We start from the raw sequence: 21,561 nt of genomic DNA on the forward strand, positions 1-21,561 counted from the left end.
GAATTCACGTGCGAGTAGCGCAATCCTGGCTGACGGAAATCCTGCAGCGCGCCACCCCCGAGTGGAACGTCACCCCGGAGGAGCTCGACGAGGGCTTCGTCAAGGTCGGTCTCGAGGTCGAGGACATCGAGACCCTCGAACGAGTCGACCACCTCGTCGTCGGTCGTGTCGCGGAGATCACCGAACTCGAGGGATTCAAGAAACCCATCAGATTCTGCCACGTCGATGTCGGCGAGGACGCGCCCCGCGGCATCGTGTGCGGTGCTCGCAACTTCGCTGAGGGCGACCTCATCGTGGCTGCACTGCCCGGCGCCGTGCTACCCGGTGGCTTCACTATCGCGTCACGCAAGACGTATGGGCAGGTGTCCGACGGAATGATCTGCTCGGTCGCCGAACTCGGCATCGGCAAGGACCATTCCGGCATCCTCGTTCTGGAACCCGGCTCCGGTGAGCCCGGCGATGACGCGAACGACCTGCTCGGACTCGGCGACACGGTCATCGAACTCAACATCACGCCCGACCGTGGCTACTGCTTCTCGCTGCGTGGCCTCACTCGTGAGCTCGCGTGCGGTTTCGATCTCGAGTTCATCGACCCGGCACAGATCCCGTCGCTGCCGTCCGACGGGGGGGACGCCCACCCGATCCGGCTCGAACCGGAGACCGGCGCCACACGGTTCGCGGCGCGCAAGATCACCGGCACCGACCCTGGCGCGGTCACGCCATGGTGGATGCAGCGTCGACTGCACACCGCCGGGGTTCGCCCGATCTCCCCGGCCGTGGACGTCACCAATTACGTGATGCTCGAACTCGGCCAGCCACTGCACGCCTTCGACGCCACCACCCTGCAGGGCGAGATCGTCATCCGGCGTGCCACAGCGGGTGAGAAGCTCACCACTCTCGACGGTGTGGAACGAGACCTGGACCCCGAGGACGTGGTCATCACCGACGACAGCGGTGTCATCTCCCTCGCCGGAATCATGGGTGGCGCCACCACCGAGGTCGGTGACGACACCACAGACATCCTCCTCGAAGCCGCCACCTGGGATCCGCTCGCAGTGTTCCGCAGCAACCGCAGGCACAAGCTCAGCAGTGAGGCCGGCAAGCGTTTCGAGCGCACCGTCGATCCGGAAGTTGCGCTTGCGGCGCTCGACCGTGCGGCGTCACTGCTCATCTCGATCGCCGGCGGCCGCGTCGAACCAACTCTGACCGACATCTCGGTGCCCACCGAGACCGTCTCGATCCACATGGACATCGACCTGCCCGACCGTACGGCCGGTGTCAGCTACCCGAACGGCACCGCCGCCCGCCGCCTCACACAGATCGGATGTGCTGTCGAGATCGGTGTCGGCAACGACGGGAAGGGTCAGCTCGTCGTCACGCCCCCGTCGTGGCGTCCGGACCTGCGTCAGCCCGCGGATCTCGTCGAAGAGGTCCTCCGTCTCGAGGGGCTCGAACAGATCCCGTCGGTTGTCCCGGCCGCACCGGCCGGTCGAGGACTGACTCCGGGGCAACGTCGCCGCCGTTCGGTGGGCCGAGCGCTCGCCGCTGACGGCTACATCGAAGTCCTCGCCCCGGTATTCCTGCCCGCCGGCGTGTTCGATACGTGGGCGCTCGATGCAGACGACCCACGCCGCATCACCACCAGGGTGCTCAACCCGCTCGAATCCGATCGGCCGGAGTTGGCGACGACGCTGCTGCCGGGACTGCTCGAAGTCCTCTCCCGCAACGTCTCGCGCGGACAGCGCGACGTGGCGCTCTTCTCGATCGCGCAAGTTGTGCATCCCGGCCCCGAGACCACCTCGGTCGCTGCGCTGCCCGTCGACCGGCGCCCCACCGATGATGAGATCGCCCTGCTCGAACGGTCCCTGCCCGAGCAACCCGTGCACATCGGCGGTGTGTTATCGGGCCAGCGGGAACCTGCCGGCCCGTGGGGTTCGGGCCGGGCGGCAGAAGCCGCCGATGCGTTCGCCGCAGCCGAGACCATCGCCCGGGCCGCGGGTGTGCAGCTCGAGCGTCGCGCGGCGCAGTACTTGCCGTGGCACCCGGGTCGCTGTGCGGAGCTGCTGGTCGACGGTGTCGTCGTCGGCCATGCCGGCGAGCTCCATCCGGCCGTTCTGGAACGTGCCGGATTGCCCGCGCGGACATGCGCCTTCGAACTGAACCTCGATGCGCTGCCGATCGTGGAGCTGCTGCCCGCGCCGGTCGTGTCACCCTTCCCGGCCGTCCTGCAGGACGTCGCGGTCGTGGTGTCCGACGAGGTTCCTGCTGCGCGAGTGGAAGCGGCCCTGCGTAGCGGTGGGGGGGAGTTGCTCGAGGACATCCGTTTGTTCGACGTCTTCACGGGCGCACAGGTGGGCGAGGGACGCAAATCGCTTGCGTTCGCGCTGCGATTCCGCGCGTACGATCGCACCCTCACCGAGGACGAGGCGAGTGCTGCGCGCGATTCCGCCGTCGCTGCGGCATCCTCCGTGGGAGCCGAACTGCGACGGTAATCGGTGGTCGACCACGTTCGGCGCGTTGTGCAACACGCGGTCGGTCGTCGCTTCGGCTGGTTGTAGAAGATCGGATCGTCCGATTCGGTAGGCGATAAGCGAGAGAAGTGTCGAGGGCCATGAATCCGCCCTGCCTGCTGTGAATGGCGCTATTCGGCTACTTCGCTGCCGCGCCCTAATTCGGCTGTCACCGCCGGTATAATGTTGAGCGATGGATCCGATGCGTTCGGATCCGGAATCAATGTTTCTCCGGGTAGTTGTGGTTGCGGCAGAAAGAAGTTCCGGAGGGGCAGGGTCGCCTTCACCTGCCAGAATTGTGCGCCGCGCTCGACCAGGAGGCCGCGGTTGTGCACAATGACCGGTTAGCGTCGCCTGAATCTGAAAGGGGCACGACCGAAGTTCCACGGACTTCAAGGCATCCGCCATGACCGAAGGGATCAACTCAGCAATGACGATCGAAACCATCAATCCGCAGTCCTTCGGCCCTGCAGTGCATCCGTACTCGCAGGCCGTAGTGGCGAATGGATTCGTCTTTTTGGCTGGGCAGGTGGCCCTCGACGAGAACAATCAGGTCATCGCCCCTGGTGACGCCTACACACAATGCAAGGCAACGATCGACCGGATGCGACGAGTGCTGCGGGAAGCCGGATCGGAACTCGACAAGATCGTATCGGCAACGGTCTTTCTGACCTCGACGGAGCAGGCCGCGGGGTTCAACAAGGCTTGGGTTGAGGAGTTCGGCGACCATCGCCCAGCTCGAGCGTCGGTCATCTCGGGTCTCCTGATTGGCGGGGCAGTGCTCGAAGTACAGGCGATCGCGGTACTGAGTTAGAAACGCTCGGGGCGAAGCCGGGTGAAGTCAATTTTGTGGCGTGTGGGTCAACCACTCGGAATGGTGCAGTCCCTTTGGCGGTGGGATGTCCGCTGCCGCACGGCTTCTAGGTAGACGCGTTACGTGACTGCAAATTGTGCTGCTGCAGTGGGAGTTTCGATCTGATCGCGGTTCGCCGTGGCAGTTGACCGGCGTCGGCCCGGAGTGGTTGTGTAGGGGCGGGCCAGTCTCGTGCGGAGAATGCGCCGTGGATGCAGGAAGGTATTTTGATGTCGAGGCTGTGGTCGGTAGCCTAGATGCCCACAATTTGGGTGTTCGGCTACGCGTCGTGAACTTCCGTAGGTTGTCAGTCATCTGGCCCGGTGGACGCTATCCCGGATCAAGTCTGCGCAGCTCGTTGGTGAGGGTGCGCAGATCCTGGTTGGTGAAGCCGTTCGGGTGTAGCTGGAAGATCAACAGTGCGTGTGCAACGGACGGATCGCCGTTTGCGGATCTGAGGGAAGCCGTGGCCTCGCCCAGCGGTACCACCGCGGCCGCGGTCGAGGTTTTCAGCGCTTCGATCTCGGAGGTGTGTTCCGGAAGGCGATGGCAGCGACACACGACCGTTCTGAGGAGTTGTCCTCGCCCGAACTGGCGCTTCCGTCCTGTGGTGTATGAAGTGAGGTGAGCGGCGCCCGGCTCATCGGTGACGTAACCGACGACCGGGCGCGGAACTATGTGGGGGGTCGAAGAGCAGCGTGCGAGTCTGCTGTCTCCACGTTCTCGGAGAGCACCGGTGCAGGTGCTGTGGATGACGTGGCGACTGCGCGGATCGCGACGACGACGATGACGACACCCAGTATTTGCAGCGGCGTGAGTCGTTCTCCGAGGATCACCACTCCGAGGACGACGGCGAGCACCGGTTGCAGCATCAGGATCGTCGCCCCGACTCCCGGGCTGAGAAGTGGCAACGATGCCCCGACGAGAATCCATCCGGCGACCTGACAGACGAGTGCCAGCGCGGCGAGCCACCCAACAGCCGCCCAGCCGGGGAAGAAATCGATCGGTCCCCACGCCAGCGAGAGTGCCAGTCCGCTAGCCCATGCGATGAGTGACGAGTAGAAGACCTGTGACGATGCTCGGCCACGGGGGCACCATGCTCCGACGGCGAATACGTACATTCCGTAGGACAGTCCCGCAATCAGCGCGAACACCGAACCTCGGACGATCGTGTCGAAGTCACCGTCGGGTTGGGCGACGCCGCTCGCCAAGCCCACACCGAGGAGCAGGAACGGCACGGCGAGTAGGTACGTCTTCGATGGGCGTTGTCGCAGGATGCACAGGCCGAGTAAGGGCGCTACGACCACCTGAATGTTGACCAGGACGCTGGAGACGCCGGCCCCGACCAAAGCGACGGATTCGGCCCATGCAGCCATGTCGACCCCGAGCAGGAGACCGGCGAACAGTTGTACGGCGATGATCCTCGGCGGTAGTGCGCCTTTGAGCCGGTACTCCCGCCAGGCGAGGAGGGCAAGGATGGGGACGGCGATGAGGAATCGGATGAAGATGTTCGTCGCTGTCGATACCGACGCCAGGGCGATGAAGATGCCCGATGAGCCGAGGGCTACTGCACCCGCGCTGAGCTGCAGTGTGGGCGGGCTTCGCCGCAATACCTGGGACGACCGCCTATGTCGAAGCACGAATCTGCAGAGTGACACCGGCACCAGCAGTGTCGGTGTCGAAGTAGGTGAAGCCTGCCCCGTTGGGGGCGCGACCGCGGAGTTTGGGGTGGGGTCCTGCCGCTGTGATCTCCGCTTCGGAGTGGTCGAGATCCTCGACCGAGAATCCCAGGTGGAAGACCCCTTCGCCGTGCTCGTCGAGGAAGCGGCGCTGCAGTGTGTTGCCTTCGGGCGGATGACACAGCTGCAGTTGGACGTTGCCGATAGTCGTGTACCGGTATTCGAGTTGCATGAAGTCCTCGACGTCCGGGGTGAGGAGGCCAGAGCGGAACGGTTCGAGGGAAGGAAAAGGGTGCCACGGTCCGATGCCGAGCGACTCGTAGTATGTGACGGCTCGGTCCATGTCGTGCACCACGATGCACACGTGGTGCAAGGTCTGGAACTCACTGTTCATGGGTCTCTCACTTCCTTGTGTCGCGACGCTGGTTGTATTCCTGTGCTGCTTGTTCGAAGGTTTGTTCGGCTGACGAATTCCACTGGACTCCGGACATGGCTTTGACGCCGGGCTTGAGCCGTTGGGTTTCGTCGTAGTCTTCGAAGGGGTGGAAGAAGAGGGGTTCGGTGTCGCCGATCGATTTCAGCCGCTGTGCGTACTCGGCGAGGTAACGTTCGCGCTCGGTGGCGTCGACCCGGCCCGGCATCCACGCGGCGAACGGTGGAAGGACCGCGAATCCGGTATATGCGAGGATCCCGTTGTGGATCGGCCACAGGACGTGGAGAAGGTCACCGTCGATGCCGTGGGGTTCGTACAGCGTCGAGGCGGTACCGGTGGTCACGCAGACCATCGCCTTCTTGCCGAGGAAGTGGCCCCTGCTGTATTTGCGGCCGGCCGAATATGCGAATCCGCGGCTGAACACTCGGTCGACCCACCCCTTGAGGATCGCCGGCATCGAGAACCACCACATCGGAAAGTGGAAGACCACGAGGTCGGCCGCGGCGACCTTGGCCTGTTCGTCCGCGATGTCGCTCGGTTGCGAGCCTTCCGCGAATGCGTGTTCCTGTTCACGCGACAGATCCAGATACCCGGTGTCGGCGCGGTCGCCCGGGAAGTCTTCAGCACCGAGCTCGGCGCGCCAGTTCATCGCATATAGGTCGGTCACATCGACTTCGTAGCCCTGTTCGGTCAGCGCCGTGACTGCGGCGTTCTTCAGCGCTCCGCAGAACGATCGGGGATCGGGGTGAGCAACGACCACGAGTGCTCGCATCTTCTACCTTTCTGAGCGAGGTGCGGCTTGTGAGCGAGGTGCGACGCCAACGTGGTTGATGGTCAGACCAACCGTGGCACAGGTGTCGCGTTCCGGTCAAGTGCGTGTGTGTTCAGTTGAATCCGTATAGATGGTGGGGGTTCGCCGTGAGGATCGCGTCCCGGATCGCGGGGTCAGGTGCCCAGTCCGGCAGCAGATCCAGCAGTGTGCCGACGTTGGGCATGTCTCCCCAGAAGCCCACGTGGGGCCAGTCCGAGCCCCACACGCACCGATCCGGCGCAGCCTCGACAAGGCTCCGAGCGAACGGGATCGTATCGCGATAGTCGTCGGTCGCGGACATCCGGAAAGCACCGGACAGTTTCGTCCATGCCCCGTTCGCCATCAACTCGACGAACAGTTTCCATTCGGGGGCGTCCACGCCGCGCTCGACATCGAAATCTCCCATGTGATCGACCACGTACGGCACCGTCAGATCCCGCAGCTGCGCACTAGCCGCAGCAAGATGCGTCGTGTTGGTAAGGAATTGCAGGTGCCATCCCATTTCGGCGCAGATCGCGTCGTACCGCGCGAGTTGCCCGAGCCCGATACCGCCACCGGAGAGCGTGTTCAACCGCAGGCCGACTACACCGGACTCTTGCAGCCGTGCCAGAGTGCGATCGTCGACATCGGGTGGGGCCACGGCCACCGCACGTAGCCGGTCACGGTTCGCCGCGACGACGTCGAGCATCACTTCGTTGTCGGTGCCGTGCACGCTGATCTGCACGAGCACACCATGGGTGAATCCCACGGCGTCGAGCATCGACAGGTACTGCTCGCCCGGGGCTGGCGGCGGTGTGTAGCTGCGCTCGGGGACGAACTGGTGCCCTACCACGTGCGCGTGGGTGTCGACCGCGCTCTCCGGCAACGTGAACCGGCGCGGCGCCCGCGGCGTGGGGTCCGGATGGGGGCACACCTGGTTGATCTTGTCGGCTCCGAAATCCATGTCAGTTCCGTTTCTCGGTCTGCGGCCCGGTATCAGCCGGCCGCTTTGATCAAGCTCTTGGCGATCGTGTTCTTGAGGACCTCGGTCGAGCCGCCGGCGACCTCGTAGGCCTTGGCGTCGCGGAAGTAGCGCCCGAATGGGGATGTTTCTTGGGTCCCGGTGGCTCCGCACACCTGCACTGCCATGCTCGCGACCTTGGTGGCGAGTTCCGCGGCGAGCAGTTTGGCTGCCGATGACGAACGCTGATAGTCGCCTCCGGAATCCAGGTCGCGAGCTGCCTGGTAGGTCACAAGCCGAGCTGCATCGATCTCGGCGGCGGCTTGCGCGAAATACCACTGGATACCTTGGAAGTCGATCACGTTCCCACCGAACGCCGGTCGCTGACTCACGTACGCGAACGCGTCGTCGAACGCGGCTCGGGCGATGCCGAGGGAAATGCCGGCCGCGAGAGTGCGGCTGTTCGACAGGGTCACGAGGGCCTGCTTGAGTCCCTTGCCTTCGACGCCGATGAGCGCATCGCCCGGAATTTCGACGTCCTCGAGAACGAGGTTGACGTGGGGTCCGTTGCGCAGCCCGAACGTCTGAGCTTCGCGTGTCTGTCGTGTGCTCACGCCGGGGGTGTCGCGGTCGACGGCGAATGTCGAGACCCCTATCGGGGTTTCGGCCAGGACGACGAAGAATTCCGCGCGCGATCCGGACGTGATGAACGCCTTCTCGCCGTTGAGCACCCACCCGTCGCGTTCGTTGCCGTGGGCCTTCGTGTCGAGGGTGCGGATGTCGCTGCCGTGCCCGCGCTCGGTCAGGGCGTAGGACGCGCGCAGACCTTCGGCGTAGCGGGGAAGGACGCGCTCCTTCAAGCTGTCGTTGCCGTAGAGTTCGATGATCTTGCTGCTCTGCAGAATGGTGATGAGCGAAACACCCAGGCTTGCGCTGCCGGCGCCGAGTTCCTCGATCACCCCGAGAGCGTTTTCCATCGTTTCCCCGCCGCCCTCGTACCGGGTGGGCAGGGTCATGGCGTTCCACCCCATCTTCGCGGTCTGCTCGACCAGATCCACGGGATAGATGTCCTCGTGGTCGATCCGGTCGGCTACGGGCCGGATCACTTCATCGGTGAACCGGCGGGCGGGAGCGGCAACTTGTTCATCGACCAGGTAGCGCCAGAAATTCATGATTCGTCGACCTTCCTCGATGCCTGGCGGGAGGTGTCCCGCGTCGGCGGTGCATAGGTGGTGGAGCCGACACGCGTGCCGGCCCCGCCGCGGGTGTGCTAGGGGTATAGACCCCGCATCAGATGTGCGCGTGTGACAGCTTCCACCGCCATCGCGGTGGCTGCGGATCGAAGTGAGACGTCCTTGCTCTCGGCGTACTCGATCACGTTGGTCCACGCACGGTGCATACGCTCACGCAGGCGGTTCTCGATCTCGTCGCGGGTCCACCAGTACGCCTGGTTCGCCTGCACCCATTCGAAGTACGAGACGATCACTCCGCCGACATTGGCCAGAATGTCGGGAACAACGAATCGGTCGCGCTGCAGCAGGATTTCGTCTGCTCCCGGCGTAGTAGGGCCGTTGGCGCCCTCCACGATGAGACGGGCCTGGATCCGGTGCGCGTTCGCCTCGTTGATTACTCCCTCGACAGCGGCCGGCACGAGCACATCGACCTCGACGTACAGAAGGTCGTCCCGGTGGGGGAGTGCATCCGCGCCCGGAAAGCCGACCACCGATCCGGTTGCGTCGACGTGGAGCAAGAGGGCCGGGACGTCGAGGCCGTTGGTGGCGGCAATGGCACCGAACTGATCGCTGACCGCGACCACCCGGACGCCGGCTTCGTGCAGGAAACGCGCTGCGTCGCGGCCGACCTTACCGAACCCTTGGACTGCGGCAGTGCTACCAGACACCTCGATGCCTCGGTGGGCCATCGCTGCGAGAGCGATGTGCACGACGCCGCAGGAGGTGGCGCTCGCACGTCCGAGCGAACCACCCAGGGAGATCGGTTTTCCGGTCACCGTGCCGAGCACGGTGTAGCCTTGCCCGACGGAGTAGGTGTCCATCATCCAGGCCATCACCTGCTCGTCGGTGCCGATATCCGGGGCCGGAATGTCCTGCGTGGGGCCGATGATCGGCATGATCTCGCTGGTGTAGCGACGGGTCACGCGCTGGATTTCGTCGCGTGAGTATTGGGCGGGGTCGAAGGCCACGCCGCCTTTCGCGCCGCCGTAAGGCACATCGGCGAGCGCACACTTCCACGTCATCCACATCGCCAGTGCCCGCACCTCGTCGAGGTCGACACCGGCGCTGAACCGCAGACCACCCTTGGCCGGGCCGCGGGAAAGGTTGTGCTGGACGCGGTAGCCGAGGAACGTTTCGACCGATCCGTCGTCGCGGCGCAGCGGAACGCTCACGGTCATTTCTCGCCGCGGGGTGGCAAGCATCGTGTACACGCCCTCGTCGTAGCCGAGTAGTGCAACGGCATCTGCCAACTGGGTGTGCGCCCCGCGCAGCGGATTGGGGCGGCTCGTCGATGTGACGTCGGTTGTGGTGCTCATCTGATTTCCTCTGTCAGTACGGATACGACACGGTTCATGCCTTCGGTCAGACTCGCCATGTCGGTGGCGAAGGAGATGCGGAAGTGGCCTTCCCCAGACGGGCCGTATTCACGCCCGGAGCGCACGAGCACACCGGCAGCGGCCATGCGCGATACCAACTCGTCAGAGGACAAGGGTGTGCGCACTCGCGGGAAGGCGTAGAACGCGCCTTGCGGATGTGCGAGGTCGACACCGTCGATCCCGGCGAGCCGATCCACGACGAGATCCCGACGCTGCACGTACTGTGCGACCATGTCGCGGTAGTAGGTGTCGGGCAGGGCCAGCGCGGCCAGACCGGCCTCTTGGACGAACGAGTTCAAGGCACCGTTGACGGAACGGTGAACCAGATTGATCGACGCCGCGATGGGTGCCGGGGCGATCACGTGACCGAGCCGCCAGCCGGTCATGGCGTAGGACTTGGAGAACGTGCGGGCGACGATCACATGCTCGGCGATATCGGCCATATCCAGTGCCGAGAAGAACTGCAGATCATCGAAGACGATGTCGCAGTATGCCTCGTCGCTGAGGACCAACCCCCCGGCCTCGGCCGCGAGTGCCCCGACGGCACGGACATCGTTCGCGGACAGGACTCGCCCCGAGGGGTTACCCGGGTTGCACAGGATGGTCATCCGGGCGCCCGGGATCAGCTGGGCGAGCCGGTCGAGATCCAGCGACCCGTCGGCTCGGGTGGGAACCCACTCGACAATACCGCCGGCCATCGCGACGTGATCGGCGTAGAGCGAGTAGGTGGGTTCGGGGATCACTACACGGTCGCCCGGGTCGACCAGCGCGAGGATCGTGGCGGCCAGGCCGGCGCTGGCGCCGTGTGTGGGCACAATCTCCTGGGCGGTGAACGCGCCTGCTGTCCGGTCGGTCAGATCAGCTGCCAGCGCCTCGCGCAGCCGAGGTGATCCGGTCAGAGCCTCGTAGCGGGTGTTTCCGGCGCGGACCGAGTCGACCGCGGTCTCGATCACCGAAGGCGGGGAGGTGAAGAACGGCTCACCCATCGCAAGCGAGACGGCACCTGCAGGTACCGAACCGAGCGATTCAGGACGGCGCGAGCCGGCCATGATGCGTGCGGGGCGGTCACCGATCCGCAGGTTCGCGGGGACAGTGGCGGTGAGATCAGACATACCGGTTCTCTTTCGATTCAGGACATCGAGGTCCAGGAGAGGACCTGCTGCTGGTGAAGTAGTCGGCGCTGGACCTTGCCTGCCGCCGCATCACGCGGAATCGTTGCCACTCGGGCAACGTGTGCCGGGCGCATGAACGACGGAAGATCGGCCACCGCCTCGCGAATCGAATCGACCGGGACGGTGTCGGCGACGACATAGAGGACGACGTCGTCGTCGACGAGTTCACCCGGCTTCTTCCACAGTGCAAGATCGGCGAGGGTATCAATCGTGCCAAGGCGTTCTTCGACGTAGGGGATGGGAACGAACTCTCCCTTGACGCGGATACTTTCGGCGGCGCGCTCGAGGAAGACGAGACCGCCGGCCTCGTTCCGTCGCCCGAGATCGCCGGTAGCGAACCAGCCGTCGTCGTCGCGGTTCGGCTCGATGGCACCGTCGCGGAAATAGCCGGCGAAAAGGGTGTTCGCCTGCCTCTCCCGCACGAAGATCTGGCCGTCGTCGTCCAGCCGGTCCTCGACGTCGCGTCGAGTCAGGCCACCGAAGCGGCTCGCGTTCGCCGGAATGTCATCGGTGATGGACCACCGATGCAGGTGGCTGACACCGGCGGCCTCAGTGGAACCGTAACCGGATACCGCGGCCGGGATACCGAAGCGGTGCATGAATTCGCCATCGGCATAGAACATCGTGCGCACGCCGTGCACGCCGGCATCGTCCGCCGTCGTCGTACGCTTGAGAATCTCCACCGGAGGCGCATGCAACGCAAGCGCTGTCACACCGTGCTCGCGGACCGTAGGCCAGAATCCGCGGGCCGAGAACCTCCCGACGGTGAGCGCATCGGCTCCTGCCCACAGTGCACCGATGATCCCGTAACCCAGCGGATTGATGTGGAACAACGGGAGAGGTGCAAGCATCCGGTCGTCGGAGCGTAAGGTCAACGCCTCCGCCATCGCGGCGCCGAGCCTGAGGAAGTATTCGTGCGTCTGCGCGCAGAACTTCGGAACGCCGGTCGTGCCGGACGTGTGCATGAACGACGCGAGATCCGACGGTGCGGCATCGAGGCCCGGGCAGCTCTCCGGAGCGCTCGCCGGACAGTTCCGCACGGACGTCAGGGGCAGGGTACGCAGATGCGTCGGGATCGTCTCGAGGTCGGTGAACACGACCGCGGGGTCGAGACGGCCGAGCATTTCGGCCAGAAGTTCGGGCGGGTAGGTGGGATTGACCAGGGCCACCGGTGTCCCGGCCAGCAGACACGCCATCCACACGAGCATGTAGTCGGTGGAGTTGTTCGCGACGAGAGCGATGCGGTCGTCCCTCCGCACACCCAGATCCTCGAGCATCTGCGCGCCGGATGCCGCAGAATGCAGTGCATCGGTCAGGGTGATCTGGTCGTCGACGGCACCGACACGAAGGTCGGGTCGTTCCAGGGAGCGCTGCACGAGCAACTGGGCCAGATTGGTGATACTCATCGTGTCTCGGTCTCCTCCGGACTGGGGCGTGGGAATCGTCATCGGGTGGGCTTCTCTCGGGTCAACGACCACATCTGCCGTGATCGCTCGACCTCGGTGGCGCGCGCCCACGGGTCGCCGGCGCTCGTGGTGAGGGCAAGGGACGACTTCGCGCGGCGGGCGAGGCCCGGGTCGGCGCGGAGCGGTCGGGTCAGTCGCTCGACGGTGCCCTCCAGCTCGGCGGGATCGACGGTGCCCCAGGTCAGACCGATTTCCTCGGCTCGTGGCGCCGACACCGGTTCGGCGAACAGTCCCATAGCGGCCGCCGTTTGACGGCCCGCGACGCGATCGATCAGGTGGAAGTGACCGCCGCCGGGATGGATGCCGACTGCGGCGAACCCGGAGACGAAGAGCGCTCGGGTCGAGGCGACGCGGATGTCGCAGGCCATCGCGAGATTGACCCCGGCTCCCACTGCGGGTCCGTCGACGCAAGCGAGAGTGGGTACCTGCAATGCGCCGACCCTCGCGAATGCAGAGTAGAGGCTGTCGAGGGTGTCGTACACCGTGTCTGCGGCTGCTCCGTGGAGGCCGGACAGAACCTCGCGCGCTGCACCGGAACAGAACGATCCGTCGACGCCCGTGATGACCGCGATGCCGATCGATGGATCGGTGTCGATTCGTTCGCAGGCTGCGACGATCTCGGCGGCGCTGGCTGCGTCCAGTGCGTTCTTCGTGGCTGCGCCGTCGAGAATGAGCCACGCGCATCCGTCGCGGACGTCGAGGCGCACCTGTGTGTGTGCGAGGAGATCCGAAGTCACGGTGGACCTTTCGTGTGCGTCGTGTGGTCGATCCGAATTCGCCGACCTGCGATTCCCATCGTGCAAGTCGATCTTTAATAAGGGAATGGCATTCCGGTGGCCCTCAGTCGTAAGATTTCCTTATGTCTCCGCGTTTGACGTCTTCCCAATTGGCTCTTCTCACCGAGATCGAGCGAACGGGTTCGCTGGCACGTGCGGCTGTTGTTCTCGGGATCAGCGCGCCGGCTGTCTCGCAGCAGCTCTCGCGCCTCGAGAAGGAGGTCGGTGCGACCTGTGTGGAGCGCGGAGCCCGCGGCGCGCGCCTGACCGGGCTGGGCACTCTGCTCGCCGGGCACGGCGTGCGAATCCTGCGCGAACTCGACGCGGCCGAGCAAAGCACTGCCGAGTATCTGGGTGAGCACACCAACCGTTTACGTGTCGGTGCGCCGCCGTCGTTGTCGATCATCATGCTGATGGACGCGATCGCGGCGATCCGCTATCGCCATCCGGATGCGGAGTTGTCGGTGGTTGACGTGATGTCGGATGCCGGTGTCGAGCTCGTGGCCTCCGATCGGCTCGATCTCGCCTTGTGTGCGGATTACGTCGATGTGGTGGCCGATGATCGAGTGACTTCCCATCATTTGGCCAGCGACCCCATCGAGGTCCTCTTCCCGGATGATCACCGACTCGCTGTGGAGCCGGGCGCCCCGGTCGACCTTCGGGATCTTGCCGAGGACGACTGGGTGAGCGGTCCGCCGGGACGGCCGTCCCGGGTGCAGCTCGACGACAATGCGGCCGAGTGTGGATTCGTGCCCCGTGTGCCGTTCCAGACCGAGTCGTACGACGTCGCTCAGGCTCTCGTCGATGCCGGGGTGGCTTGTGCGTTGGTTCCGCAGTCGGCGATCCATCACCGCACGACGGTGATCTCACGTCCCCCGACGCGCGCACTCATGCGGGAGATTCGTGCTGTCCTGTCGTCTACGTCGGACCATGTGCCGCTCGCTCACGAGCTGCTCGGCTATCTCCGGGCCGCGACCAAGCGTGGTCGTATTCGCCGGGGGTAGGCCGAAATGGTCCTGTGATACACATACGCCATGTCCGCAGACTCCTCCCTCGGTGCCGACTTCGAAGCGCTGCTCACCCCTGCTGTCCGCACAACCTCGGTGGACGACGTTGTCGTCAAGCTGCGGGAGATTCTGTTGACGGGGGAGGTGGAGCCCGGCCAGAAGCTCCCGAGCGAACGTGAGTTGGCTCGGTTGCTCGTGGTGAGCCGCACGACTGTGCGTGAGGCGTTGCGCACGCTCGAGGCTCACGGGCTTGTCCGTATCCGCGTCGGGGGTGCGGGGGGTGCGTTCTTCAGCCCGCCGGATCCTGGCCTGATGGGGTCGGCGTTGGCGATGCTTCTGGCTTTCGAGTCGGTCTCGGAGGAGGACCTGACCGAATATCGCATCGACTTCGAGCAGGAGAATGCCGAGCTGGCGGCCCGCCGTGCGAGCGACGACGAATTGGCCCAACTGCAGAGCATCCTCGACGAGGTCCGTGAATCGGGCACTGCCTCCGCGTCCGATTGGGAGCGTGTACGGGCTCTCGACCTGGCTGTGCACGAATTGCTACCCAGGTTGACCCACAACGCCGTCCGGGTGGCGATCTCTCGGGGGATCCATGACGCCCTCGCGCGCAGCTTTGCCAAGGTCGAGCCCCGAAAGGGGCGCCCGGAGCTGCTTCGCGCCGAGATGATCGACGTGCTCACGAAGGTGCTCGCCCGTGACGGCGAGGGGTCGCGCGAAGCCATGGCGGCGCATCTGCGTCAATGGCGCTTGTAGTGCACCGTTAAGGGTAATTGGTGACTGCCGTAACAGAACGTTATCGGCTGTGTGTTGACCCACTCCGGACACGTATGGCAGCGTTGGTCTGACCATCGACCACCACTTATCGGGTTCTGGAGACGATTGATGAACATTCCTGCCGGCCGTACGGGACTCTTTCCGATCGGCCCCACCGCGCCCTACTCCTTTGCTGCCGGCTCGGACGAGCGCGCAGAGATCGCCACCGCGCTCGACGAGATCCGCGGCACCGATTTCCAGGTAGCAAGCACGATCGCCGGAAAGGAGGTTCGTACCGGAAAGACGATGGAGATCCGTACCCCGCACGACCACTCCACACAGCTCGGCGAACTGGACATGGCCGGGCCGGCCGAGGTCCAAGCCGCAATCGACGCGTCCCTCGACGCATCCCGCTGGTGGGCTGCGCTGCCGTGGGAGGAGCGGGCAGCGCCCTTCCTCAAGGCCGCAGACATGCTTGAACATGGTCCGTGGCGGGCCAAGCTCAACGCCGCCACGATGCTCGAGCTGTCGAAGACGACCTATCAGGCGGACATCGATGCCGCGTGCGAAACAATCGATTTCCTTCGCGCCAATGTCAAGAACATGGTCGAGATGTACGGCAACCAGCCGGGTTCACAGCCAGGAGCCTGGAACCGGGTCGAGTACCGTCCGCTCGAAGGGTTCGTCTTTGCGGTCACACCGTTCAACTTCACCTGTATGAACAATCTGGCATTCGCCCCGGCGGTGTTGGGCAACACCGTGGTGTGGAAGCCGGCTGAAAGCGCGTCGCTCGTTGCGCATCTGTCCATGCAGTTGCTGCGTGAAGCCGGCCTGCCGGACGGTGTCATCAACGTCGTCTACGGTGACGGCCGTGAACTCGGTCCCACCGCGCTCGACAGCGAGCATCTCGCCGCCGTCCACTTCACGGGTTCGACCGGCACCTTCCAGCACATGTGGCAGCAGGTAGGCCAGAACGTCGCCTCTTACCGCAACTACCCGCGTGTCGTGGGTGAGACCGGAGGCAAGGACTTCATCCTGGCCCACCCGAGCGCCGACCTCGACGCTCTGGCTGTTGCCTGCATTCGCGGCGCGTACGAATTCCAGGGGCAGAAGTGCTCGGCGGCGTCCCGACTCTACGTCCCGCGCAGCCTCTGGCCGCGTTTGAAGGACCGGTTGGTGGCCATGACCGAAGAGATCAAGGTCGGTGACCCCACTGACCCCGAGGTGTACGTCGGCGCCGTCATCAACGGACGTCAGCATGCCAAGCACGCCGAGATTCTCGCGCAGGCACGCGCGCAGAAGGCCGTGGTTGTCGGCGGCAACACCGACGACAGTGTCGGCTGGTTCGTCGACCCCACCATTCTCGAGGTTACCGACCCGCATTCGCCGCTCATTACGGAAGAGATCTTCGCCCCGGTCCTGACCACATACGTGTACGAGGACTCCGACTGGAGTGAAGTGCTGCGTCTGCTCGACACGTCCACCGCATACGCTCTCACCGGGGCGGTGTTCGCCGAGGACCGACGGGCTGTGGAGGAAGCCGACGCCGCTCTGCGCTACACCGCGGGAAACTTCTACGTCAATGACAAGCCCACCGGATCGGTGGTCGGCCAGCAACCGTTCGGCGGCGCCCGAGCATCGGGAACCAACGACAAGGCCGGGACCGTGTGGAACCTGATCCGTTTCGCCAGCCCCCGCGCGACGAAGGAAAACCACCTTCGTGTTACGGATTACCGCTACCCCCACCTCGAGAAGTAACGTCGACCCACGACAGGAAAAGTCATGAACAATCCCACTGTGTATGACGTCGTGGTTGTCGGTGCAGGCATCGTCGGTGCGAGTTGCGCCTATCATCTCGCCCGCCGGGGTCTGAAAGTCGCTGTGCTCGAGTCCCGGATCGCCGCCGGTGAAGCAAGCACCGGACTGTCGTTCGCATCGGTCCGTGCCCAGTGGGCCGACGACCTCAACACCGAACTGTCCTGGCGCAGCATCCGCTTCTACCGGGACTTCGAGGAGAACCACGGTATCGATATCGGGTACCGCCCCACCGGATACTTGTTGCTGGTTCCCGACGAACACTGGCAACGGCAACTCGAGGCAGTCGAACTGCAGCGAGCACATGGTGTCCCGGTCGAGGTCCTCGATGTTGGACGAGCCCAGGAGATCACGCCGTTCGATCCGGCAGGGATCGGCGGTGCGACGTGGGGGCCCGCCGACGGGCAGGTCGATCCGGTCGGCGCAGCGAACGCCTTCTTGTCGCTCGCGCGCCGCGACGGTGCCGATGTCATCTTCAAGGCGGCAGTGGACCGGATCGAGAAGTCGTCCGAGCTGTGGCGAGTGTCGGCCGGGGATCACGCTGTGACTGCACGATATGTGGTCAACGCCGCCGGGGGATGGGCCGGAGGCCTTGCCGGCCTCGCCGGGTTCGAGGTGCCCGTGGTCCACTCACGCCGCAATGTCTACGCGACAGCAGAAGGTGCGCTGGACTCGTTCGTACCCATGACGATCGACGTCGCCTCGGGCGTCTACATGCGGACCGAAGGCCGACGCCTGCTGTTCGCGGGCGCGAAACCCGGCGAGATCGACGGATACAACATCGAGGTCGATTGGCCTTGGATGGAGAAGCTCCTCGAAATAGCGGCGGAGCGGTTCCCGTGGCTCACCGACCTACCCCTCGACCGCCGAGCATGCTGGGCGGGAACCTACGAGAACACCCCGGACCACGATGCCGTCGTCGGCGCGGATCCGTCGGATCCTCAGTGGATCAACGCGTGCGGCTTCTCCGGGCACGGAGTGATCCAGGCACCTGAGATCGGCCGGCTCGTCACGGAGCAGATCGTCGAAGGGGCGATCACCAGCATCGATGTGTCGGAGCTGGGGATCGCACGTTTCCAGAAGGATGCGACGACCGAAGACTCTGTGTCACTGGTCTTCTGAGTTCACGGGCCTGCTCAGGACGCCACCTTCCGGTCCGCAGAAGCGGGTGCAGTCGACGCTGCACCCGCGCCTGCGCGGCCACCGAAGCCGCCATGCCCTGAGTCGATCCCAGGAGCTCGTCAGGAAGGGCGAGTGATGAAGAACGTTGCACAACTACTCGTCGCGTGCGCTGAGCGCTGGCCGCACCTCGAGATCGGAACCCCCGACGACAGACTGGGCCTCGACGAGGCGCTGCAGTTCGCCGCCACAACCGCAGCGCGGCTGCACAACGCACCGCCGAGTACCACGGAACGCGCCGTCGTCCTCGGCAACAACTCGGCAGACCTCATCGTGGCGTGGATGGGCGCGGCACTCGCCGGGATCCCTGTGGCGGTGCTATCGGATGCAGTCCTGTCAGGAAGCCGACATAGTTCCCCATTGAGCTATGTCCTTGACACGCTAGATCCGTCGGTGGTCCTGGTGGACACGGCGCTCGATACAAGCATTGTCGGTGGTCGACCGACGATGCGATTCGATTCACTCCGCAATCGAGGCAGAAGACCTTACGGTGACTGCCCGGGCCTGCATCGTGACCCCCGGTCCACGGTGGCATTCTTCCCGTCGTACACTGACGGCATCGTTCCGCGGTTCTGCGCGCTGTCTCACGCACTGGTGACGGCGCAAGGTCTGCATGCCGGCCGGCTCTTCGGCTGCAAACCCGGCGAGCGCTTCTTGACGGTCGCTCCGCTCGGTCGCATCGAATCCTTCTGCCTCGGTCTGCTGGGTCCGGTATCGCGGGGGGCGTCTGCACTGACGGCGGGCGGCATTCGGGCGCAGACGTTTTGGCCTGATCTTCGGACACATGCGATCAACGGACTCGTGATGGATCGCGGATCATCCGAGTTCGTGCAGTCGACGACCCTGGATTTCGAATCCGAGGGTCATGTTCTGCGTACAGTCTTCCCCGCGGATCGGGGATTCATGACTCGTTTCGGGATTCACCAGGGGATTTCTGCATCGGTCTGTGTGGAAGCGGGTGGACTGTTCTCGTATCGCTCCTGGGATTCGCCCGCGGATGTTCCGTCCGAACCCGCAGCGTTCCTGGGGCAGGTCCGATCCGATCTGGAATACCGCATAGACACCTCGGGATACATCGATATTCGAGACCGCGACGTCCACGCGATGTTCTCCGGATACGTCGACGCAGAGACCCTCCGGAGCGAGCGTGATCAAGATGGCTGGTTCCGGACAGGAATCCAGATAGCAATGCCAACCTCACTCCGAAGAAGGATTCAATGAACAACGACACTCGGGCCGTCATCCTCGAGGGCGCGCGTACACCGGTCGGCAGTTTCGGCGGTGGGTTCGCAGGGGTTCCTGCTCACGAACTCGGCGCTGCGGCCGCTCGGGCAGCTCTCGAACGCGCAGGTGTGGCCGGCGGCGAGATCGACGAAGTCGTGATGGGCTGCATCGGTCAGGTCGGGTCGGACGCCTACAACGCGCGCAGGGTTGCTCTCGCTGCCGGGTTGCCCACCTCGGTTCCCGCATACACGGTCAACAGGCTATGCGGATCGGGCCTGCAGGCCATCTGGTCAGCAGCGATGCAAATCCACTGGGGCGCAGCCGACATCACGCTTGCTGGCGGCGACGAGAACATGTCCCGCATGCCGTTCTACGACTTCGGAGCGCGCAGCGGATACCGGCTCGGCGACCGCGTTCTGACCGACGGAACCGTGGGAATGCTCACCGACCCGTTTCACGATGTCCACATGGGTGTCACCGCGGAGAACGTCGCCCGAAAATACGACATCAGCCGCCAGCAGCAGGACGAATACGCGCTCGAATCCCAGCGCAGAGCTGCCACGGATATCGCTTCCGCTGCCTTTGCCGACGAAATCGTCCCGGTCGACATCGGCGGTCGCAGGCCCGTCACGGTCTCAGTCGATGAGCATCCCACACCCGAGACCACGCTTGACTCTCTCGCTCGTCTGCGTCCTGCTTTCGCGGAGGACGGTACCGTCACCGCCGGTAATGCATCGGGAATCAACGACGGGGCGGGCGTCGTCGTCCTTGCTCGGGAAACCACGGCCAACGAGAGGGGTCTGAGAGGACTCGCGGTCATCGAATCCGTCGCGACCGCGGCTCTCGAGCCCGATCTGATGGGCTATGCGCCCGTACTTGCACTGCAGAAGTTATTCGACCAGACCGGCATCACCGCGAACGACGTCGACACAATCGAGCTCAACGAAGCATTCGCGGCGCAAGCGGTCGCAGTGATTCGTGATGCCAAACTCGATCCGGAGAAGACGAACCCTTATGGTGGCGCAATTGCCTTAGGCCATCCGGTCGGTGCCACAGGAGGGATCCTCGCCCTGCGGGTCGCCAAGGATCTGGTGCGCCGCGATCTGGAACTCGGCGTCGTCACTATGTGTATCGGCGGCGGTCAGGCCATGGCTGCGCTGCTGCGTCGAATGCACTGAGACAGCCCAAATCCGAATCTCTCCCGGCCGCGTCGATTCGGGCGTGATAAGCATTGTCGCGCACTGACGAAAGTTCCGTCGCCTGCCGAAACAGTAGTGATCCCTGTCATTCTCAATATGTCGGAGAAATCGAAAGCAAGGAACTGCCGTGAAAGTTGCGATCATCGGGTGCGGAGAGGTCGGGCGTGCATACGCCCGGGCCGGTGCGGCCGCCGGATACGAACTCGTCCTAGTGGATCCGCGTCCCTCAGCGGCTGCGACGGCCATTGCCGATCAGAACGGCGTATCGATCCATCCATCGGTACGGGATGTAGTAGGAGACGCCGATCGAGTGTGGATCTGTGTCGCCGGCAATCTGGTGAGTTCGGTTGTCTACTCGCTTCTCGAACAATTGCCCAGAAATGCTGTGGTTGTGGATCTCACAACCGCATCGTCGGAGGACAAGAGGAGCTGTGCTGCTGCTTTGGCGGTCCGTGGCATCGAGTACGTGGATGTGGTGATCATGGGTGCGGTGGCGTTGACCGGCGCGCGCACAGCGTTGCTGGCTGCGGGTTCGAAGGGCGACGAGGTGCTGGCCGAATTCTCGGCGCTCGGAGCTCCGGGTCAGTGGATGCCCGATGGCCGGCCCGGCGACGCCGCAGCAGTGAAGTTGTTGCGCACAATTCTTACCAAAGGGCTGGAATCGCTTGCTGTCGAATGCCTGATGGCGGCAGAACAGGAAGGACTACGGCGCGAACTGTACGACGTCCTTACCGATGTCGACGCCATCGGGTTCGTACCATTCCTGGAGATGCTGGTGTCGACCCACGTACAGCATGCTGAGCGTCGGCTGCACGAGGTGCAGCGTGCCCGTACGCAACTTGCGGAAATGGGTTGCCCCTCAGTTGTTCTCAGTGGGGCGGAAGACCGCTTTTCGATCACTGCCGACGCGCTGCGGAGTAGCAGTCCTGACGAGGCTGCGACAAAGGACGCCACTGCGGCGATTTCGTGGCTGCTGAAATCGGCGCGCCCCACCTCGGAGTCGGTCTGACACAACGGTCACAAGCCTTCTGGTGAGAAGTGTATGCCGTAGGCCCTGGACGGCCCGTAGGCCCCCGCCGGTCGTCGAGTAGCAGCCCGACGACCGGCGGGGGCCCCGTCCGTATTCGAGAGTC

Annotated in this window: 18 protein-coding genes; 9 read left to right on the forward strand and 9 right to left on the reverse strand. The window is 64.5% G+C overall.

Annotation, left to right across the window (positions count from 1 at the left end; all coding sequences use genetic code 11):
- Nucleotides 1-8 precede the first annotated feature (8 nt).
- Both pheT and ACZI8W_RS20515 read left to right on the forward strand, forming a co-directional pair.
- On the forward strand, nt 9-2,492 hold the full coding sequence (gene pheT, locus ACZI8W_RS20510) for a phenylalanine--tRNA ligase subunit beta (RefSeq protein ID WP_463370345.1): 2,484 nt from the start codon (nt 9-11) through the stop codon (nt 2,490-2,492).
- 424 nt (nt 2,493-2,916) lie between these two features.
- A complete protein-coding gene (locus ACZI8W_RS20515; protein WP_463370346.1) occupies nt 2,917-3,324 on the forward strand; it encodes a RidA family protein in 408 nt (135 codons plus the stop codon).
- Between the two features lie 713 nt (nt 3,325-4,037).
- Here ACZI8W_RS20515 and ACZI8W_RS20520 read toward each other — a convergent pair.
- The 9 genes from ACZI8W_RS20520 to ACZI8W_RS20560 form a co-directional block, all read right to left on the reverse strand.
- Nucleotides 4,038-5,003, reverse strand: a complete 966-nt coding sequence (locus ACZI8W_RS20520) for a DMT family transporter (RefSeq protein ID WP_463370347.1) — start codon at nt 5,001-5,003, stop codon at nt 4,038-4,040.
- Complete coding sequence (locus ACZI8W_RS20525; protein ID WP_463370348.1) at nt 4,990-5,436, reverse strand: VOC family protein; 447 nt, start codon at nt 5,434-5,436, stop codon at nt 4,990-4,992. The genes ACZI8W_RS20520 and ACZI8W_RS20525 overlap by 14 nt, the downstream gene beginning before the upstream one ends.
- 7 nt (nt 5,437-5,443) lie before the next feature.
- The gene (locus tag ACZI8W_RS20530) at nt 5,444-6,247 is read right to left on the reverse strand and encodes an NAD(P)H-dependent oxidoreductase (protein WP_463370349.1); all 804 of its coding nucleotides are present in this window, start codon (nt 6,245-6,247) and stop codon (nt 5,444-5,446) included.
- A 112-nt stretch (nt 6,248-6,359) separates the two neighbouring features.
- The gene (locus tag ACZI8W_RS20535; protein ID WP_463370350.1) at nt 6,360-7,229 is read right to left on the reverse strand and encodes an amidohydrolase family protein; all 870 of its coding nucleotides are present in this window, start codon (nt 7,227-7,229) and stop codon (nt 6,360-6,362) included.
- A gap of 32 nt (nt 7,230-7,261) precedes the next feature.
- Nucleotides 7,262-8,398 (reverse strand): acyl-CoA dehydrogenase family protein, encoded by a 1,137-nt coding sequence (locus tag ACZI8W_RS20540; protein ID WP_463370351.1) that lies wholly within the window; start codon nt 8,396-8,398, stop codon nt 7,262-7,264.
- 98 nt (nt 8,399-8,496) lie between these two features.
- Entirely contained in the window at nt 8,497-9,774 is a 1,278-nt protein-coding gene (locus ACZI8W_RS20545) for a Glu/Leu/Phe/Val family dehydrogenase (RefSeq protein ID WP_463370352.1), read from the reverse strand.
- Nucleotides 9,771-10,946 (reverse strand): pyridoxal phosphate-dependent aminotransferase, encoded by a 1,176-nt coding sequence (locus tag ACZI8W_RS20550; RefSeq protein WP_463370353.1) that lies wholly within the window; start codon nt 10,944-10,946, stop codon nt 9,771-9,773. The genes ACZI8W_RS20545 and ACZI8W_RS20550 overlap by 4 nt, the downstream gene beginning before the upstream one ends.
- 17 nt (nt 10,947-10,963) lie before the next feature.
- Nucleotides 10,964-12,412 carry a class I adenylate-forming enzyme family protein gene (locus tag ACZI8W_RS20555; RefSeq protein WP_463370354.1) on the reverse strand — a complete coding sequence of 483 codons (1,449 nt, stop codon included), beginning with the start codon at nt 12,410-12,412 and terminating at the stop codon, nt 10,964-10,966.
- A 38-nt stretch (nt 12,413-12,450) separates the two neighbouring features.
- Complete coding sequence (locus tag ACZI8W_RS20560) at nt 12,451-13,209, reverse strand: enoyl-CoA hydratase-related protein (protein ID WP_463370355.1); 759 nt, start codon at nt 13,207-13,209, stop codon at nt 12,451-12,453.
- Nucleotides 13,210-13,331: 122 nt separating this feature from the next.
- On the opposite strand from ACZI8W_RS20560, the gene ACZI8W_RS20565 reads away from it, so the two are divergent.
- From ACZI8W_RS20565 to ACZI8W_RS20595, 7 genes are all read left to right on the forward strand, one after another.
- Nucleotides 13,332-14,252, forward strand: coding sequence for a LysR family transcriptional regulator (locus ACZI8W_RS20565; RefSeq protein ID WP_463370356.1), 921 nt, complete (start codon nt 13,332-13,334; stop codon nt 14,250-14,252).
- 30 nt (nt 14,253-14,282) lie between these two features.
- On the forward strand, nt 14,283-15,011 hold the full coding sequence (locus tag ACZI8W_RS20570) for a FadR/GntR family transcriptional regulator (RefSeq protein WP_463370357.1): 729 nt from the start codon (nt 14,283-14,285) through the stop codon (nt 15,009-15,011).
- Between the two features lie 129 nt (nt 15,012-15,140).
- Complete coding sequence (pruA, locus tag ACZI8W_RS20575; RefSeq protein WP_463370358.1) at nt 15,141-16,769, forward strand: L-glutamate gamma-semialdehyde dehydrogenase; 1,629 nt, start codon at nt 15,141-15,143, stop codon at nt 16,767-16,769.
- Nucleotides 16,770-16,793: 24 nt separating this feature from the next.
- Nucleotides 16,794-17,948 carry an NAD(P)/FAD-dependent oxidoreductase gene (locus ACZI8W_RS20580; RefSeq protein WP_463370359.1) on the forward strand — a complete coding sequence of 385 codons (1,155 nt, stop codon included), beginning with the start codon at nt 16,794-16,796 and terminating at the stop codon, nt 17,946-17,948.
- Between the two features lie 135 nt (nt 17,949-18,083).
- A complete protein-coding gene (locus ACZI8W_RS20585) occupies nt 18,084-19,226 on the forward strand; it encodes a class I adenylate-forming enzyme family protein (protein ID WP_463370360.1) in 1,143 nt (380 codons plus the stop codon).
- A complete protein-coding gene (locus ACZI8W_RS20590) occupies nt 19,223-20,407 on the forward strand; it encodes a thiolase family protein (RefSeq protein ID WP_463370361.1) in 1,185 nt (394 codons plus the stop codon). Before ACZI8W_RS20585 ends, ACZI8W_RS20590 begins: the two co-directional genes overlap by 4 nt.
- A gap of 148 nt (nt 20,408-20,555) precedes the next feature.
- Nucleotides 20,556-21,437, forward strand: a complete 882-nt coding sequence (locus ACZI8W_RS20595) for an NAD(P)-binding domain-containing protein (protein ID WP_463370362.1) — start codon at nt 20,556-20,558, stop codon at nt 21,435-21,437.
- Nucleotides 21,438-21,561 lie beyond the last annotated feature (124 nt).

The organism is Rhodococcus ruitaii (assembly GCF_055230935.1).

Excerpts from the sequence above, each read along its gene's own strand:
- ACZI8W_RS20545 (WP_463370352.1), bottom strand. The coding sequence starts at position 9,774 with ATGAGCACCACAACCGACGTCACATCGACGAGCCGCCCCAATCCGCTG.
- ACZI8W_RS20515 (WP_463370346.1), top strand. The coding sequence starts at position 2,917 with ATGACCGAAGGGATCAACTCAGCAATGACGATCGAAACCATCAATCCG.
- ACZI8W_RS20530 (WP_463370349.1), bottom strand. The coding sequence starts at position 6,247 with ATGCGAGCACTCGTGGTCGTTGCTCACCCCGATCCCCGATCGTTCTGC.
- ACZI8W_RS20540 (WP_463370351.1), bottom strand. The coding sequence starts at position 8,398 with ATGAATTTCTGGCGCTACCTGGTCGATGAACAAGTTGCCGCTCCCGCC.
- ACZI8W_RS20525 (WP_463370348.1), bottom strand. The coding sequence starts at position 5,436 with ATGAACAGTGAGTTCCAGACCTTGCACCACGTGTGCATCGTGGTGCAC.
- pruA (WP_463370358.1), top strand. The coding sequence starts at position 15,141 with ATGAACATTCCTGCCGGCCGTACGGGACTCTTTCCGATCGGCCCCACC.
- ACZI8W_RS20565 (WP_463370356.1), top strand. The coding sequence starts at position 13,332 with ATGTCTCCGCGTTTGACGTCTTCCCAATTGGCTCTTCTCACCGAGATC.
- ACZI8W_RS20590 (WP_463370361.1), top strand. The coding sequence starts at position 19,223 with ATGAACAACGACACTCGGGCCGTCATCCTCGAGGGCGCGCGTACACCG.
- ACZI8W_RS20555 (WP_463370354.1), bottom strand. The coding sequence starts at position 12,412 with ATGAGTATCACCAATCTGGCCCAGTTGCTCGTGCAGCGCTCCCTGGAA.
- ACZI8W_RS20570 (WP_463370357.1), top strand. The coding sequence starts at position 14,283 with ATGTCCGCAGACTCCTCCCTCGGTGCCGACTTCGAAGCGCTGCTCACC.
- ACZI8W_RS20585 (WP_463370360.1), top strand. The coding sequence starts at position 18,084 with ATGAAGAACGTTGCACAACTACTCGTCGCGTGCGCTGAGCGCTGGCCG.
- ACZI8W_RS20535 (WP_463370350.1), bottom strand. The coding sequence starts at position 7,229 with ATGGATTTCGGAGCCGACAAGATCAACCAGGTGTGCCCCCATCCGGAC.
- ACZI8W_RS20550 (WP_463370353.1), bottom strand. The coding sequence starts at position 10,946 with ATGTCTGATCTCACCGCCACTGTCCCCGCGAACCTGCGGATCGGTGAC.
- ACZI8W_RS20580 (WP_463370359.1), top strand. The coding sequence starts at position 16,794 with ATGAACAATCCCACTGTGTATGACGTCGTGGTTGTCGGTGCAGGCATC.